We start from the raw sequence: 16,443 nt of genomic DNA, 5'->3' as shown, positions 1-16,443 counted from the left end.
TTATCCTCCTATACCGTATGTTCAAGGGAGGCGCCCGCGCCCTTTGGCCCTGTCGCTTTGGAATGGGTCATTAAATATCGAGCATATTCGAGCGGGCGGTTGACCGACTGGAAAGCGCACTCTGACTGACGGGTCTGAAAAAAGGAGGCCCGACCAGGTCGGGAATTAACCTCCAATAGCCAGATGTGCCCGCTCCGGTCAATACCGTAATCAATTCCCAACTCGCCAAGGCGGCCATAACGTTCCTCCAGCGCCCTGGTAATGGTCGAGGACAGCGCCATCATCTGTCCGATGATGAGACGCGTGGTGTCCGCGCCAAATTGTTCACGTAGATAAGGCTCAGCCGGATGGGCTTCGCCCCCACCGTGAAGATTAGAAGTCAGAGTTCCTTGTCTGCCTTCTCTTACGGCAAAGCCCGTCAGGCGCCAATAGCCGTTGCCATCCTTTTGCATGAGTGCGCGAACATCAAAGGGATGATTGTCTTGGCTTGTTAATTTCAAATAAGGCTGCACGATATAAGCGCGTTTGTGTGCAATTCCGTGGATCCATGACAATCCTGCATCCAGTTCGGGAAACAAACGCCGGAACGGGCGGTTACGGGAGTCTCTACCCTGTACAAGTAGTCCCTGGCCTCCTTCTGCCAGCCGGAGATACAGTGTGCTCTTGCCATGTGTTCCGGCCTGTGGCTTCATAAACAGCTCCGAATGGCGTCGTAGCCATTCCACAAGCTGGGCCGTGTCCCGGTAAGGCGCCGTAGGCGGCACAAAGGGACGCACTTTATCTACCGCATGCAAAGCGCGATACACCTGCCATTTGCCAGGTAAGTTACGCGACCAGTAGATGAGCTTGCGCGATTTTTGCTCCGCCATATCTCCCAGTGTGCGCCTGGCATTCTGGCTCTCGTGGGCATGGAGACAGCGGTTATACACAATGTCCGGCAACGGAAAACGGCCGGATGTCCATACTCCGTTACGATAAACATAACCTTGAATGGAGTGATCTTCAGGTGAAACTCCTTCGGCGGTAAACGCCATTACGCTAAGACCAGAGCGCCTGCCCAACAGACTTAGCCTGCGGCAAAAATCGGCTTCGGTAATAGGGGGAGTGGCGGCCTGATTCCGGCTAACAAGCACGCCCAGCGTGCCTGGCACAACAAGAGACACCGACAACAGCTCCTTTGGCAGCCAGACTCTGGAAGAGATGAATTCATTTGAAGCCGGCTGAATAACAGCAATATTCAATCATTTTTTTAACGGACGGGCGAGTTTTCTGATCATTTAACGGTGTGTTGTCATTCTTCGATGGCTTCGAATTGACCTCCAGCAACCAGATACGCCCCGTGCTGTCTATTGCCAGATCAATACCAAATTCCGCGAAATGGGCGGGAATTGCTTTTTCTACTCCGCTTGCGATATCCAGTGCTGCTGTTTTGAGAGAGGTATGCCCATTCGATTTGACGGTTGCGGGCAGCGTGGTTTTGGCAAGTGCTTCCTTGACTGTACTCAGCGTGCCTCCTCTTGCCAGATTGGACACAAAGTGGCTGCCTCCGGCGATCCGGGCGACAATGGATGTTACGGTCCAGGTTCCGGACGAATTTTTCTGCACAAGCGCACGAAAGTCGACCGGACGCTTACCGTGATCAATCAAGGTAAGTCCCTGTTGGAGTTGAAAGCGTGTTGTTTTCATTTTTCCCGCTAAGCTTTTGTACAGCTTATCTACGTTGGCATACGTTTGCTTGCGGGGTGTGCCCGCTGTTGTGGATAGCACCGAAAAGGTGCCATCGGTTTGCTTGTTAATGCGCATTATGCCTTTACCCAGGCTTCCGCGCACTGGCTTGAGAAAAACAGCGGGATACTGGTTGCACATTTTTTTGAAAACAGCAAAGGTTTGCAGCAAGTGGGACTCGGGTAAATACTTGCGCAGGGAAGAATTAGATTTAAGCGCATCAAACACTTCATTCTTATCCAGAAACTTTTCATTAAAAATGGCCGTGCCGTACTGCGATTTTACTTCTTTCATGAAATGCTGTACGCTAGTTCTGTTCTCGAGTTTACGGGAGGTAAGCCGGTTATTGACGACATCACCGGCGGGCATGACCGTCTTTTTCCAGCCTCCGTCATACACCCATCCCTGAACTCGCCCGGGCTGACTTCCGATATGCTCCGGGGTGAAAAAATACACATATGCTCCTTGTCTGCGGCATTCCCCGACTAGTTCACGGCAGAACAGGGTGATCGACCCGAAAGGCTTGTCGGGCTGTTCGGGATAGTCCCGACTGACCAGCACGCTAATAAGTGGGCCCACTCGAAGTGTCCGGCGACCTCGGCTGTAGGTTACTCGCAGATCACAATTGGCATGAAGCCCCATTTTTCGGGCTAGCACGCTTCCCACACGTAGGCCGCTGTAGCGGGGCACCGATATGACGGTAACCTCTTGGCGGAACGAACCGAAGGCGAGCTGAACGGGGTGGCCAGCGGATATTTTCCATTTGCGAAGCAGGGACTCGCCGACCATGAGTACGTCATCCTGCAAGATGCCCGATCCGATGATTTGAATCGTTGTTTTTTTGATGGACATCGTGGATCTCCTTCCGGGCAGCAACTTGATGTCTTGAAAGTAACGGGAAACGTGAATGGGCTGTAATAGCACTGATTCATCATATGAGGACATATATCCCTTGGTGATTGACGGACAATGTGAAATGTTGACACTAAACTTGTATTGGAGGAATAAACAATCATGAACATCTATGACAAAGCCCATGATTTAGCGAAAGCATTGAAGGAAAGCAAAGAGGTAGAGGAAATTACGTCAGCCATGAAGCTGATCGAAACCGATCCAGAAGCCAAGAAAATGCTCGACGATTTCCGTGAACGCCAAATGGAAGTACAGCAACGGATGATGAGCGGCGATATGCCAGCACAGGAAGAGATGGAAAAGATGGAGAAGCTGTTTGAGGTACTTAGCTTGAATCTCAACATTCGTCGCCTGTTCGACGCTGAACGTCGCCTGAGCGTGATTATTGAGGACGTTAACAAAATTATTGCAGACAGTCTTCAAGATTTGTACGGTTCATCTCTGTAAGTTTGTCTCATATTCCTTCCTGTCCTCTCATAGACTAGATACATAGAGTCACAGGGAGAGGAAGGGATACGATTGGGTTCATTTAAGAAATGGAAACACGGTTTGTACACACTGATTGCCCTAGCTATGGTCTTGGTCGCGTTACCACGCATCTCGCTTGCAGGCGGGTTGAATTGGGTCAACGGCTTTGGGATGGTATGGGTACTTTTTGCACTGCTAGTCATCGGAGCGAACATGCATTTTTTGCTGGGTGTGGACGAGGAAAAGCGTAAAACGTTGGAGCGTGTGCGGCGGGCCAAAATGCAGCAGTGGCAGATGAAGTGGGATAAAAAAGCTGACAAAGGTAGCATGCAGTGAGTTTTTTTCAGCTTGTTCTGGGCTTGTCTCCCAGCTTACAAATCAATCATAGTAAGAAGCGGTCCTTGTAAAAGAGGGGATCGCTTTTTTGCTATTTCCGAAGCAGAGAACTCAAAATGAACAAAGGTCTAAAATAAAGGGATTTTGTGCTATAATAGATACAGAATGATACAGATTGAACGTTGGGGGTGTAACAGAGTTGGACGGGCTAGATGAAACAGTTACGAAGCATGAGCAGCTATTGCGACATATCGAGCAGTTGAAAATAGGCTCCAAAATTTCTGTGCGCAGGTTGGCTAAAGAAATGAGCGTCAGCGAAGGAACGGCCTATCGGGCCGTGAAGGAAGCCGAGAACCTGGGAATCGTCATTACCAAGGAACGGATCGGAACTGTACGAGTGGAGAAGCGCCCGCGCGGCTTGTCCGAGCAGCTGACCTTTGCAGATGTCGTGAATATTGTAGAGGGACATGTGCTGGGCGGAAGTGAGGGGCTGGAGAAGCCCTTGCACAAGTATGTGATCGGAGCGATGCGCGAGGAAGCTATGGCCCGTTATATTGACGCAGGCAGTTTGCTGATCGTAGGTAACCGTGAGGATGCGCATTCACTTGCATTGGAGCAGGGGGCAGGTGTGCTGATTACAGGGGGCTTCGGTACGAGCCGAGAGGTTAAGCAGCTCGCAGACAAGATCAGTCTGCCGATTATTTCCTCACGCCATGATACTTTTACAGTGGCATCTATGATTAATAGAGCCATATTTGACCGCTTGATCAAAAAGAAAATTATGCTGATTGAAGACATTACAGCAGGCAAACCGAAAACGTTGACCTTGAAAATCAACAGCACGCTTACCGAGTTTGAAGAACTTTCGGTGACGACCGGACATCATCATTTTGCAATAGTGGATGAATGGAATCGTTTAATTGGTATCGTCAGCCGCAAAGATGTGGAGGGGCTTCAACCTGAGCATACGATGGATAAATGTCTGATCCGCAATCCGATAACGGTCACCTACCAGACCTCGCTGGCCTCAGCCGCGCAGATGATGGCGTGGGAAGGTGTGGATTACTTGCCGGTCGTGGACCGCAACCGCAAGCTGCTCGGGTCCGTTACACGGCGTGAGGTGCTGGAGGCGCTGCGTAACGCCCAAAAGCAGCCACAACTTGGCGAGACATTCGACCAGTTGATATGGAACGGGTTTGCTGAAGAGCGTAATGAGGATGGATCGTTATTTTTTCGCGGTTTTATCATTCCGCAAATGGCAACTAATTTAGGTACGATCTCGGAAGGCGTACTGGTCAACGTGATGACACAGGCGGGCTACCGGGCAGCTAGAGACATGACTGGCAAGGATTACGTGCTGGACAATTTGACGACTTATTTTATTAGACCCGTACAGATAGAGGATGCTGTCGTTCTTCGTCCGTTGCTGCTCGAGATGAGTCGCCGCACCTGCAAGCTAGAAATTGCAATTTCACGGGAAAATCATTTGGTATGCAAAGCAGTGATGACGCTTCAATCCATTGAACATGGTTAGTCTACCCATGGATTGGAGCAAGGTGTAAAGTCGAATAGATCGACTTAGTGGCTTTCAGGCAATCTTTCTTTTGCTTCCAGCCAAATTTGCAGCACACCTTCCATTACAAGCATCGTTTTGACCTGGATCGTATACTCCTTGTCACGAACGGTGTATTTTTTTTGGTGCAGCAACATACGTACCAGCTTGCTGTCAGAGTCAATCTCAAACATATCTCTGCCACGCAGCACCTCCAGATCACGACTGACACGGCGAAGAAGTTCCTTCAGGTTGATAGAATCAATTTTTTCGGCTGAAGCTTCCTCCGCGATCAGCTTAATTTCTTTAACAACAGTTTGGCGCTTGCTGTATTTGCGCAATGTTTTGTTGTCCTCCTCGGCTTGCTGGAGCTGGAATTGAAGATCCTGGTTGTTCGTCCACAGCTGATTGAAGCTGGCATGCCAGATGGCGTTGTAGATCATTCCTCCCGTAATCATACCGAGTACAAAGACGGAGGATAATTGCATAAAAGGGCGCAGGCGCTCAAAGGGGGGGACTCTCATAGTCGTTTCACCTCACGGCCGTCCGTTGCCGCATACCCACTTGACCAGCTCTGCACCCATATGAGCGCCTAAAAAGGCGAAAATCAAATACAATATCTGCTTAATGGCAGGTGACAAATTACCATCCAACATATTGCTTTCAATGACCCGGATCGGGTCCATCGTCCCCCCCACAGCGGCGGCAAGCGCCCATATTTTAATTCTTCCGGCAACCTCCAGCATCGTCTGGGTAGGCGGCTGAAGCGATACCACAGCTCCCATTCCGCCGAGCATGGCTCCCCCGAGCACGATGCCGAAGGCTATGAAGAAGTCGAGAATCGCTTTGGATATAAAAGTGCTCATGCTCTTTTCCTCCTTAGGTATACGAATCAGGACCGCGCTTGTCCGCCGTGGTCTGTACTTTTATTCTATGGGCGCTACTAACGCGGATATGATAAAATAGTTTGAAGAAAATCAAGCGGTGAAAGGAAGAGAAGCGCATGAGTTCATTTGTGCATTTGCATGTTCATAGCGAGTACAGCCTGCTGGACGGCGCGGCTCGTACCGCGGAGTTGGTCAAACAGGCATCAGCTTATGGAATGAAGGCGCTGGCCCTTACAGATCACGGGGTCATGTACGGTGCCATTCCTTTTTATAGAGCGTGTGTAGAGAACGGCATTAAGCCGATTATTGGGTGTGAGGCCTATATGACGGCAGGATCGCGCAAGGAGCGTGGCAGCCGGAAGGATCAGCCCATATATCATTTAATTTTGCTCGCCAAAAATAAAACAGGCTATCAAAATCTGATGAAGTTGTGCTCCATCGGCCATTTGGAGGGCTTTCATTACAAGCCGCGCATCGACATGGAGGCTTTGGCTGCCCATCATGAAGGCATCATATGCCTGAGCGCTTGTTTGGGCGGTGAAGTGCCGCAGCATTTACTGCATGGTCGGGAAGCCGAAGCACGACGAGCAGCGGAGCGATATCGTAACATTTTTGGCGATGATTTTTATCTGGAACTTCAGGATCATGGTCTTTCGGAGCAAAAACGCGTAAATCCTCTCTTGATCGCACTGGCGAAGGAACTGAATATTCCACTGGTGGCGACGAATGACGTGCATTACTTGACTGAGCCGGATGCGGACGTGCAGGACGTTCTAATCTGTATCGGGACAGGGAAGACAGTTGACGATGAGGAGCGCTTGCGTATACCAACACGTCAGTTGTATCTGAAAAGTCAGGAGGATATGGCTCGTTTATTTCCGCATGTAGCAGAAGCCATCGCCAACACGGTGCGTATTGCTGAAAAATGCGAACTGGAGTTGGAATTCGGTCAATCCATTTTGCCTGAATATCGCCCGCTACCGGAAGGAATGACCTCTTCGCCCTATTTACGCAATCTGTGCGTGCAAGGGCTGGAGCGTCGCTATGGAAGCGATCCCGGATGGGAGCAACCGGAGGAACGGGAAAGGCTGAATCAACGGCTAAACTATGAGTTAAATACCATTGACAGTATGGGTTTCAGCGATTATTTCCTGATTGTATGGGATTTTATTGCCTTTGCACATAAGCATAAGATTGCAACGGGACCGGGGCGGGGTTCCTCAGCAGGCAGTTTGGTTGCCTATGTGCTTAACATCACGAATGTCGATCCGATGAAATACAACCTGCTCTTTGAACGGTTTCTGAATCCCGAACGAATTAGTATGCCGGATATAGATATTGATTTTAGTGATGAGCGGCGTGACGAGGTTATTGACTATGTAGTACAGAAGTATGGAAATGAGCATGTAGCGCAAATTATTACCTTTGGAACGCTGGCGGCAAGAGCCGCTGTCCGTGACGTCGGCCGTGTATTGAACGTGCCGTATGGCGAGGTGGACAAGGCAGCAAAGCTGATTCCGGCGCAGCTAGGTATTAATATCCGTCATGCGCTGGAAATTACCCCGGAGCTGAAAACGCTATATGAAACGAAGCCCAAGACACGTGAACTGCTGGATATGGCGATCAAGGTTGAAGGAATGCCTCGTCATGCTTCGACACATGCAGCAGGTGTTGTCATTTCGCGGACTCCATTGACCGATGCGGTTCCGCTTCAGGAGGGGAGCGAAGGGGTACCTTTGACGCAGTACTCGATGGAAAATCTAGAGCGCATTGGTTTGCTTAAAATGGATTTCCTTGGGCTGCGTACGCTCTCCATTATTGAACGGTGCATACACTGGATTGCGGAAGAGCATGGAGAAACGCCTGATTTTAGCCGTGTTCCCGATAATGATCCGCATACCTATGACTTGCTGGGCAAAGGAGATACAGGAGGCGTATTCCAACTGGAGTCGGCTGGTGTACGCCGGGTACTCAAGGACTTGAAGCCGAGTGTATTTGAGGATATCATTTCTGTTCTGGCTTTGTATCGTCCTGGCCCGATGGGCTTTATTCCTAACTTTATACAGGCCAAGCATGGTCAGATTGAGATTTCTTATCCGCATCCTGACCTGGAACCGATCTTAAAGGATACGTACGGTATTATTGTGTATCAGGAGCAAATCATGCAGATTGCTTCGCGCATGGCGGGCTTTTCCCTGGGAGAAGCCGATCTGTTACGCCGGGCTGTGTCCAAGAAAAAGCGCGAAGTGCTGGATCTGGAGCGCGGGCATTTTGTCGAAGGCAGTATCAAGCAGGGATACACGGAGGAGGAGGCCGGAAGGGTTTACGATATGATTGTCCGTTTTGCTGACTACGGCTTCCCGCGTGCCCATGCAGCTGCTTATGGTGTGCTAGCATTTCAGACGGCTTATCTAAAGGCCCATTATCCGGTACAATTTATGGCTTCAATGCTGACAGCTGTGATGGGAAGTCATCGGAAAGTGGCTGAATATGTCGTCGAATGCCGTCGTATGGATATCGCAGTATTGCCGCCTGATGTGAATGAGAGCGGGGTGTTGTTTACTCCGTTACAGCAGGGAGGCATCCGCTTCGGTCTGGCTGCGATTAAAAATGTCGGCACACAGGCGATGGAGAGCATTCTCGCTGTTCGCAAGGAACGGCCTTTCGACAGCCTGCTCGATTTTTGTCGACGTGTCGATTTGCGGGTATGTAATAAGAGAGTGATTGAATCGCTTATTCAGGCAGGAGCCTTTGATTCATTGACGGGTCATCGGGCACAGTTGCTTGCCATGCTGGATGAAACGGTGGATGCAGCTGTCAAGTGGCGCAAGGAACGGGATGACTTGCAAATTGATATGTTTGGTTTTGTGGAAATGCCCAATTGGGATATCGAATATCCCAATGTACCCAAATTTAGTGCCAGCCAGCAGTTAGAGCTGGAACGCGAACTGCTGGGACTGTATTTATCCGGGCACCCGTTAGATGATTTTGAGTCGCTGTTGGAAAGCAGCGAGGCGGATCGTCTGATGGAGCTGGGCGATGTCCCAGATGAAACGGTTGTTGTGACCGCAGGCATGGTAGTGTCACTCAAAACGATCACGACCAAGCAGGGTAAGGCCATGGCCTTCATAGAGCTGGAGGACCAGATTGAGCGCTGTGAGGTTGTGCTGTTTCCTGAGGTATGGAAGCGAAGCCAGCAGTGGATTGAAAAGGGAGCTTTGCTTACGCTTCGAGCCAAGATGCAGCAGCAGGACGAGCACTTCAAGCTCCTTGCGGATGAGGCCGCCCCGCTGGCGGAAGACTCGCTGGCACGGCTCCTCCAGCGCCGACGTGCCAGTACGCGCTCGTCCGCCGCAGCCGGAGCCTCCGTACCAGCTGCTGGTTCTGCTGCTGGCGGCCCGGGCGGGAGCGCGTCGCGTGTGTCGTCCCCGCCTTCGGCAGCCACTGCATCTGCTTCGCCTCAACCGAAGGCGGCCCGTCCTGTGACGGCGGCTTCACCGCGCGGAGCCGAAGCGGCTCGCGGTGAGCAGGTGCCAGTCCCGCGCAGCGCGGAGCCGACCACTCGTCAGCGGGTGTTTGTCAAAATCACCCGCCAGGCCGAGAAGGACGCCAGCTTGCTGGTCAGTCTCAAGGCGCTGCTACAGGAGCATCCCGGTGCTATGCCTACCGTACTTTTTTATGAGAGTAACCAGCGTCTGCTGGCGTTAAGCGATGCTTACAGCATTAAGCCCTCTCCACAGCTGTTTGATCAAATGGAGTCGATGTTGGGTGAAGGCACGGTGAAAGTCAAATGATAGGCACACAGTAACCCGCCCTTATTGTAACGGTTTAATGAACATTTTCCTTCCCTCCCGCATACACTTGGAAAACTGGCGGAACAGGGGTTCAACACGTACCCTGCACCATAGGGTCCCGCACGGTGAAAGAATAGAACTGCACGGTGAAAGCGGGAGGGAAATTATGTCCTATGAATATGCAGAAACTTTGTTAAATCGCAGAGGCATTCGTATCGAGTCCATTGCGGACATTGTTTTTCAGCTTCAGCTAAAATATTATCCTCATTTGACGATGGAAGAATGTATAGACAGTGTCAAAGCGGTTTTGCAAAAGCGCGAGGTTCAATATACGTTGCTCACAGGCATTGCGCTCGATGAATTGGCTGAAAAAAAACTTCTCCCCCAGCCGCTGCAAGCCATTATGGAGGCAGACGAACCGCTGTACGGAGTGGACGAGACACTAGCTCTTGGAATTACGAGTGTGTACGGCATGATCGGCTTAACCAGTTTTGGTTATCTGGATAAGGAAAAGACGGGGGTTATCGAACAGCTGAACCAAAAAGGCAGTGGTATTCATGTGTTTTTAGACGATCTTGTCGCTGGATTGGCTGCCGCTGCTTCTTCCCGCATTGCACATCGGAGTCTCCATGCCAAGCATTATCCTGCATCATTGGACGCTTAATTGACCTGTGTAAACAGAGTTGATGATTTTCTAGGCCCTCCGACGGAACTTGAATGATCAGGAGGGCTTTTGTTGCGGGAAAAAAGTAAGGTATGTTATCATGAGTCTATTATATGGGCTCAAAACTTGAGGCTTAGGGGGTAGAAACAAGGCATGTGGACGGTGATTTATATTGCACCGACGGCCAGACTGGCTGACATGATTAAGCTCAAACTGTCTGAAGAAGGTTTTATGGTGCAGGCCCGGGCCATCAGCGCATCCAAGCAACAGTTTGAGATACTTGTGCCTTCGGGTGAAGTCGAAGAAATTCAGGAAGTGCTTAATTCGATTTTGCGCCCTTGAGTCCGGAACGGCGGAAGTGATACAGCAGCATGAGTGGAACAAAGGATGCACGATCGGCGGTAATGTTTTAGGAACAGGCGTTGACGTGTGTATGAACATAATGCTTAGAGGTGCCGCATAGACGGTAGAGGACCTTGTATCGGTTACGGCTGACAAATAAACGGCTGGAGAGGTGTAGTTGTGTTTAAAGATTTATTCCAAAAGAAGCGTAAATACGCGACCATCCCTTCGGAACGGGCGCTGAGCGGCGATCAAGCGGACATGCCGGATCGTCCCAAACGGGAAATTCCCGAAGGTCTTATGACCAAATGTGGCAAGTGCGGAAGTATTCAATACAGCAAAGAACTAGAGAAAAATTTGAAAGTGTGTCCGGTGTGCGGATACCATATGCGTTTGAATGCAATGGATCGCATTCGCATGGTGCTCGACGAAGACACGTTTACGGAATATGATGCCGATATGATTTCGGTTGACCCGCTGGACTTTCCGGGATATGCGAGCAAGCTGGAGCAACAGACCCTGAAATCTGGCTTGCGAGAGGCTGTCGTTACGGGCGACGGCCTTATTTATGGACATCCTGTTGTCGTTGCTGTGATGAGCTTTGATTTTTTTACCGGCAGTATGGGTTCGGTCGTAGGAGAGAAAATTACCCGCGCCATTGAGCAAGCAATAGACAAGCGTCTGCCGCTAATTATTTTCTCAACTTCCGGCGGGGCACGTATGCAGGAAAGTATTTTAAGCTTGATGCAGATGGCAAAAACAAGTGCTGCTCTTGCTCGTCTGGATGAGCAGGGCTTGCTCTATATTTCTGTTATCACCGACCCGACTACAGGTGGAGTATCCGCCAGCTTTGCTACGCTTGGAGATATTAATATCGCGGAGCCAGGAGCTGTATTCGGCTTTGCAGGGCGTATTGTAATTGAACAGACAATCAGACAGAAGTTGCCGGATGATTTTCAAACATCCGAATTTAATTTGCAGCATGGACAATTGGATATGGTTGTACACCGCAAGGAACTGCGTGATACCCTCGGGCAACTGCTTGATCTGCACAGTGTGAAAGGGGTGGAATAGATGGCTGGTGAATTGCCTTATGAAAAGCCCCTGGTCGAGATGCGACAGAAGATCGAAGAACTCAAGCAATTCGGGCAGGATAAGCAAATTGATTTTACAGATGAAATCAACCGTCTCGAGGAGCGTTATCTCGAGATGGAAGAAGAAATATATTCGAACATTACAGCACCACAAAAAATGCATTTGGCCCGTCATCATCAAAGACCAACGTCTCTTGATTTGATAGAGCAGGTGTTTACGGATTTTATTGAATTACACGGCGACCGCTTGTTTGGAGATGATTTGGCGGTTGTAGGCGGGATTGCCAAGCTGAATGGTATTCCGGTGACCGTCATTGGCCAGCAGCGTGGTAAGGATACGAAAGATAACATTGCACGTTTTTTTGGCAGTGCTCATCCGGAAGGATTCCGTAAAGGCTTGCGTCTGATGCAGCAGGCTGAGAAATTTAAACGTCCTATTATTACATTCATTGATACGAAGGGCGCTTATCCGGGTAATACAGCAGAGGAGAGAGGTCAATCGGAAGCGATTGCCCGCAACTTGCGGGAGATGGCAAAGCTTTCGGTGCCTGTTATTTGTGTGGTCATCGGCGAGGGTGGAAGCGGCGGTGCGCTTGCGTTTGCAGTCGGTAACCGTGTGCTGATGCTGGAACATGCCATTTATTCGGCCATTTCTCCAAACGGTGCAGCCTCGATTCTATGGAAAGATGCTTCCAAGGCCGATCAGGCAGCTGAAGCCATGAAGATTACGGCTAATGACCTCCTGCGCATGGAAATTATCGAGGATATTGTGCCGGAGCCGAAAGGGGGCGCGCATCGTAACTATGAAGTGACCGCTGCCGCAATCAAGGAGCTATTGGAACGTCATTTGGCGGAACTTACCAATATGAGCTGCGATGAATTGAGGGAAGATCGGTATCAGAAATTCCGCAAAATAGGTCAATACACCTTCTTGAAATCTTCGGAAACTGAACCTATGTTGTAATACGCTGTAAACGGGTAACAATAAATATGACGAACTTCCTATACAAATAGGAAAAAGTATAGTAGATTTAATTGTTGGAAAAAGATATAAAGAGTAGCACCTTTGAAAACGGAGGAAAAACCCAAATGCGCAAAACTAAGATTGTATGTACCATCGGTCCTTCCAGTGAGTCATTGGAAAATGTGAAGAAACTGATTTTGGCTGGTATGAACGTAGCCCGCCTGAATTTCTCTCACGGTGATTTCGAGGAGCATGGCAACCGGATTAAAAACATCCGTCAAGCTTGTAAGGAGCTTAACAAAAACGTTGCTATTTTGCTCGATACGAAGGGGCCGGAAATCCGGACAGGAAAGCTCGAAGTTGAACCTATTGAGCTTGTTCAGGACGAGTTCATTACGCTGACAACGGAAGAAATTCTCGGTACGCAAGATCGTATTTCCATTACGTACAAGGATCTTCCCTCGGACGTGGAGCCCGGCTCCACCATTCTGATCGACGATGGTCTGATCGGACTCACCGTTATTGAAGTATCAGGCACTGAAATCAAATGCCGCATTGTCAATGGCGGAACGATCAAAAGCAAGAAGGGCGTTAACGTTCCAGGCGTTGCAATTTCTTTGCCTGGTATTACGGAGAAAGATGCTAATGATATCATTTTCGGTATTGAGCAGGACATTGATTTCATCGCAGCTTCTTTTGTTCGTAAAGCAAGTGATGTACTGGAAATTCGTGAATTGCTGGCGAAACACAACGCAAGTCATATTCAAATCATTTCCAAAATCGAAAATCAGCAAGGTGTGGACAACCTGGACGAAATTTTGGAAGCTTCGGATGGCCTGATGGTTGCTCGTGGTGACCTTGGTGTGGAAATTCCTGCTGAAGAAGTGCCTCTGGCGCAAAAATTGATGATTAACAAATGTAATGTAGCTGGCAAGCCTGTTATTACGGCAACACAAATGCTGGATTCCATGCAACGTAACCCGCGTCCGACTCGTGCGGAAGCAAGTGACGTGGCGAATGCTATTTTTGACGGAACAGACGCAATTATGCTGTCCGGCGAAACAGCTGCGGGTAAATATCCAGTAGAATCCGTATTGACGATGTCACGTATTGCAGAAAAAGCTGAGTCCTCTCTGAACTACCGTGATTTGTTCAAAAAACAAAGAACGGCTCAAGAAATTAGTATCACAGAAGCAATCAGCCAATCCGTTTCTATTTCTGCACTTGACCTGCATGCTAAAGCGATTCTGACGTCCACACAAAGCGGAACAACGGCGCGTATGATTTCTAAATACCGTCCAGAAGCTCCGATTATTGCTGTGACAACACAGGAAAGAACAGTTCGCCGTTTGGCTCTGATCTGGGGCGTACATGCAGTACAAGGCAGACCAATCGTTGACACAACAGACAGTCTGTTTGACAACGCGCTGGAAGGTGGTCGCAAATCTGGCCTCGTTAAAGAGGGCGATTTGGTTGTGATTACTGCGGGCGTACCTCTTGGTGATTCCGGTTCTACGAACCTGATCAAAATTAGCTGCGTTCCAGCACAAGCATAATTAAAGCCTCCGTGAAATAATACCGAGGCTGTATGTATCGTTACAACAAAAAGAGCATTCAAGTCAATAAGACTTGGATGCTCTTTTTTTATGTTCTCTAGCTTTTTATTTCTAGTCCTTCTTGTCGTATGAAATCAAGGAATGCCTGTTGCATCAAGTTCATATGTGTATCTTGTTGATACACGATGTTGATTTGATAATGGCTCCTTTTGTTATCAGCCTCGGGATAAGGAAGCCATTCCACCGAGGGAACAGCATTTTCATGATTATCGACTCCGCTTGCAGGAAAGAAGGCAAGCACTCCTCCGCCGCTTACGATTTGCTTTACCGCTTCCCAAGAGTTGATTTCCAGATGGGGCTTAACTAACGAGGAATACAGATCTACAACGGATGAACCGCTATATTTTACCCATGTGTGCTTGTCCAGCATATCGGTTCCATCGAACTCCTCTAATTTGACTTCAGGTGCACGTGCAGATGCAGAACGGATAACTCCTACTTGATCTGAAGCCACAGGCTCTGCCACCGTATACTCTGTAAGAAGATCTCTATCGTCGAGAAAAGCAAAATCAATGTCTCCCTGTTTCAGTAGCTGCTTAATGGCATCCGGGGATTGGATTTCCAACTGAATACGACAATCTGGATACCGCTCAGCAAACTTAGCCATCAAAGTGGGGAGGAGATACGTACCTGATATCGACTCAGCACCCAGATGTAATTGACCCTGTGACTCTTCTGTCAGTTCATCTACAGCTTGTCTAGCTTCTTGCTCCAGAGAGATGATCTGCTTTGCGTAAGGTAATAATTTTTTTCCAGCTTCCGTTAGCATAATCCTGCCTTGTTGAAGAGAGAATAGGGAAACACCCATTTCCTTTTCCAAGCTTTTCATATGAAAGCTGACGGTAGGTTGTTTGACTTGCAAAGCTTCGGCCACATCCGTCGCCTTATGAAATTTGTCGATCAGCATCAAGATACGTAATTTTAGAATATTCATGGAATCCACAGTTCTCCTTATATGTCATTCATATGTGAATTTCAAACTATAGATTAATTATATACCGAAAAATAATTTATCTATCAATATTTTATATTTGTTTTACAAAACCACGTCGTTCGTCTAACATTCCAGGCCTACAATGTAAAAGTGTTGATGGTCATAAATAAAAAACCGTCACTTAACTAAGGGGAGGACAATAAAAAATGTTGAAAAAATGGCCGTTCATTCTGATGACTCTCACCATGGTATTTGCACTTGCAGCTTGCGGATCAGGTAACAATGCTGCACCACAAGGAGAAGCTGCTACAGGAACAGACAATAAAGCAGCTGCTGAACTGACAGGAAACATTCTGGCTGTTGGCTCCACTGCACTTCAACCATTGGTAGAGCAAGCGGGACAAAAATTTATGGCTGTCGATAAATATAAAGGCATTGCAGTTCAAGTACAGGGCGGCGGTAGCGGTACTGGCTTGACTCAGGTTTCCGGCGGACAAGCGGACATCGGTAACTCCGACGTGTTTGCAAAAGAAAAACTGGAGAGCGGCGCAGATGAGCTGGTCGATCACCAAGTAGCTGTTGTAGCCATGTCAGCGGTAGCGAATCCTAAAGTAGGCGTTACAGACCTGAAAAAAGATCAATTGGTACAAATCTTTACAGGTAAAATCACGAACTGGAAAGAAGTTGGCGGTGCAGATCAAAAAATCGTTATCGTAAACCGTCCAAGCAGCTCCGGTACTCGGGCAACATTTGAAAAATACGCATTGGGACAAAAAACGGAAGATCTGCCGGGCTCCATTCAAGAAGATTCCTCCGGTACTGTGAAAAAGCTGATTGCTGAAACACCGGGTGCGATTGGTTATCTGGCTCTGTCCTATATCGACAACACAGTAACTACTTTGAAATACGATGGCGTTGAAGCTAACGTTGAAAATGTAGAACAAGGTAAATATCCAGTATGGGCTTACGAGCATATGTACACTAAAGGTGAGCCGAAAGAGCATGTGAAAGCATTCCTGGACTACATTCTGTCAGATGAAATCCAAAAAACGGATGTTGTAGACTTGGGATACATTCCAGTGGCAGGTATGCAAGTGAAACGTGATGCTGACGGTAATATCACGAAATAAGGAGAGTCACACCTCCTGTTCGATG

General features: G+C 48.7%; 15 protein-coding genes. 10 read left to right on the top strand and 5 right to left on the bottom strand.

Annotated elements, in window-relative coordinates; translation table 11 throughout:
* Nucleotides 1-8 precede the first annotated feature (8 nt).
* Together AC5ELV_RS03155 and AC5ELV_RS03150 are read right to left on the bottom strand one after the other, a co-directional pair.
* Nucleotides 9-1,163: a YheC/YheD family endospore coat-associated protein gene (locus tag AC5ELV_RS03155; protein WP_493429083.1), complete on the bottom strand. Its 1,155-nt coding sequence runs from the start codon at nucleotides 1,161-1,163 to the stop codon at nucleotides 9-11.
* A 43-nt stretch (nucleotides 1,164-1,206) separates the two neighbouring features.
* Nucleotides 1,207-2,577, bottom strand: coding sequence for a YheC/YheD family endospore coat-associated protein (locus tag AC5ELV_RS03150; RefSeq protein ID WP_493429082.1), 1,371 nt, complete (start codon nucleotides 2,575-2,577; stop codon nucleotides 1,207-1,209).
* A 162-nt stretch (nucleotides 2,578-2,739) separates the two neighbouring features.
* Between AC5ELV_RS03150 and AC5ELV_RS03145 the strand changes: the two genes are divergently transcribed.
* The 3 genes from AC5ELV_RS03145 to AC5ELV_RS03135 all read left to right on the top strand — a co-directional run bounded on the left by AC5ELV_RS03145 (nucleotide 2,740) and on the right by AC5ELV_RS03135 (nucleotide 4,975).
* On the top strand, nucleotides 2,740-3,084 hold the full coding sequence (locus tag AC5ELV_RS03145; protein ID WP_013309578.1) for a YlbF/YmcA family competence regulator: 345 nt from the start codon (nucleotides 2,740-2,742) through the stop codon (nucleotides 3,082-3,084).
* Between the two features lie 72 nt (nucleotides 3,085-3,156).
* Nucleotides 3,157-3,441 (top strand): hypothetical protein, encoded by a 285-nt coding sequence (locus AC5ELV_RS03140; protein ID WP_250244350.1) that lies wholly within the window; start codon nucleotides 3,157-3,159, stop codon nucleotides 3,439-3,441.
* 199 nt (nucleotides 3,442-3,640) lie between these two features.
* Nucleotides 3,641-4,975 carry a DRTGG domain-containing protein gene (locus AC5ELV_RS03135; RefSeq protein WP_493429341.1) on the top strand — a complete coding sequence of 445 codons (1,335 nt, stop codon included), beginning with the start codon at nucleotides 3,641-3,643 and terminating at the stop codon, nucleotides 4,973-4,975.
* Nucleotides 4,976-5,019: 44 nt separating this feature from the next.
* Here AC5ELV_RS03135 and AC5ELV_RS03130 read toward each other — a convergent pair whose 3' ends face one another.
* Complete coding sequence (locus AC5ELV_RS03130; RefSeq protein ID WP_061831708.1) at nucleotides 5,020-5,517, bottom strand: sporulation membrane protein YtrI; 498 nt, start codon at nucleotides 5,515-5,517, stop codon at nucleotides 5,020-5,022.
* A 12-nt stretch (nucleotides 5,518-5,529) separates the two neighbouring features.
* A complete protein-coding gene (locus AC5ELV_RS03125) occupies nucleotides 5,530-5,859 on the bottom strand; it encodes a YtrH family sporulation protein (protein WP_013309582.1) in 330 nt (109 codons plus the stop codon).
* A gap of 137 nt (nucleotides 5,860-5,996) precedes the next feature.
* On the opposite strand from AC5ELV_RS03125, the gene AC5ELV_RS03120 reads away from it, so the two are divergent.
* The 6 genes from AC5ELV_RS03120 (at nucleotide 5,997) to pyk (ending at nucleotide 14,294) form a co-directional block, all read left to right on the top strand.
* Nucleotides 5,997-9,674, top strand: a complete 3,678-nt coding sequence (locus tag AC5ELV_RS03120; protein ID WP_493429081.1) for a DNA polymerase III subunit alpha — start codon at nucleotides 5,997-5,999, stop codon at nucleotides 9,672-9,674.
* Nucleotides 9,675-9,840: 166 nt separating this feature from the next.
* Nucleotides 9,841-10,338, top strand: coding sequence for a phosphatidylglycerophosphatase A family protein (locus tag AC5ELV_RS03115; protein WP_493429080.1), 498 nt, complete (start codon nucleotides 9,841-9,843; stop codon nucleotides 10,336-10,338).
* A gap of 153 nt (nucleotides 10,339-10,491) precedes the next feature.
* Entirely contained in the window at nucleotides 10,492-10,680 is a 189-nt protein-coding gene (locus tag AC5ELV_RS03110) for a hypothetical protein (RefSeq protein ID WP_013309585.1), read from the top strand.
* A 180-nt stretch (nucleotides 10,681-10,860) separates the two neighbouring features.
* Complete coding sequence (gene accD, locus AC5ELV_RS03105; RefSeq protein WP_013309586.1) at nucleotides 10,861-11,754, top strand: acetyl-CoA carboxylase, carboxyltransferase subunit beta; 894 nt, start codon at nucleotides 10,861-10,863, stop codon at nucleotides 11,752-11,754.
* Complete coding sequence (locus AC5ELV_RS03100; protein WP_039269886.1) at nucleotides 11,755-12,738, top strand: acetyl-CoA carboxylase carboxyltransferase subunit alpha; 984 nt, start codon at nucleotides 11,755-11,757, stop codon at nucleotides 12,736-12,738.
* Between the two features lie 125 nt (nucleotides 12,739-12,863).
* Nucleotides 12,864-14,294, top strand: coding sequence for a pyruvate kinase (pyk, locus tag AC5ELV_RS03095; protein ID WP_165145285.1), 1,431 nt, complete (start codon nucleotides 12,864-12,866; stop codon nucleotides 14,292-14,294).
* A 97-nt stretch (nucleotides 14,295-14,391) separates the two neighbouring features.
* Here pyk and AC5ELV_RS03090 read toward each other — a convergent pair whose 3' ends face one another.
* Nucleotides 14,392-15,288, bottom strand: a complete 897-nt coding sequence (locus AC5ELV_RS03090; protein ID WP_493429079.1) for a LysR substrate-binding domain-containing protein — start codon at nucleotides 15,286-15,288, stop codon at nucleotides 14,392-14,394.
* Nucleotides 15,289-15,494: 206 nt separating this feature from the next.
* Between AC5ELV_RS03090 and AC5ELV_RS03085 the strand changes: the two genes are divergently transcribed.
* Nucleotides 15,495-16,418, top strand: a complete 924-nt coding sequence (locus AC5ELV_RS03085) for a phosphate ABC transporter substrate-binding protein PstS family protein (protein ID WP_025722004.1) — start codon at nucleotides 15,495-15,497, stop codon at nucleotides 16,416-16,418.
* Nucleotides 16,419-16,443: the final 25 nt, after the last annotated feature.

It is taken from the genome of Paenibacillus sp. NMA1017 (assembly GCF_058895805.1).
This window is presented reverse-complemented; position numbering and strand designations above follow the sequence as displayed.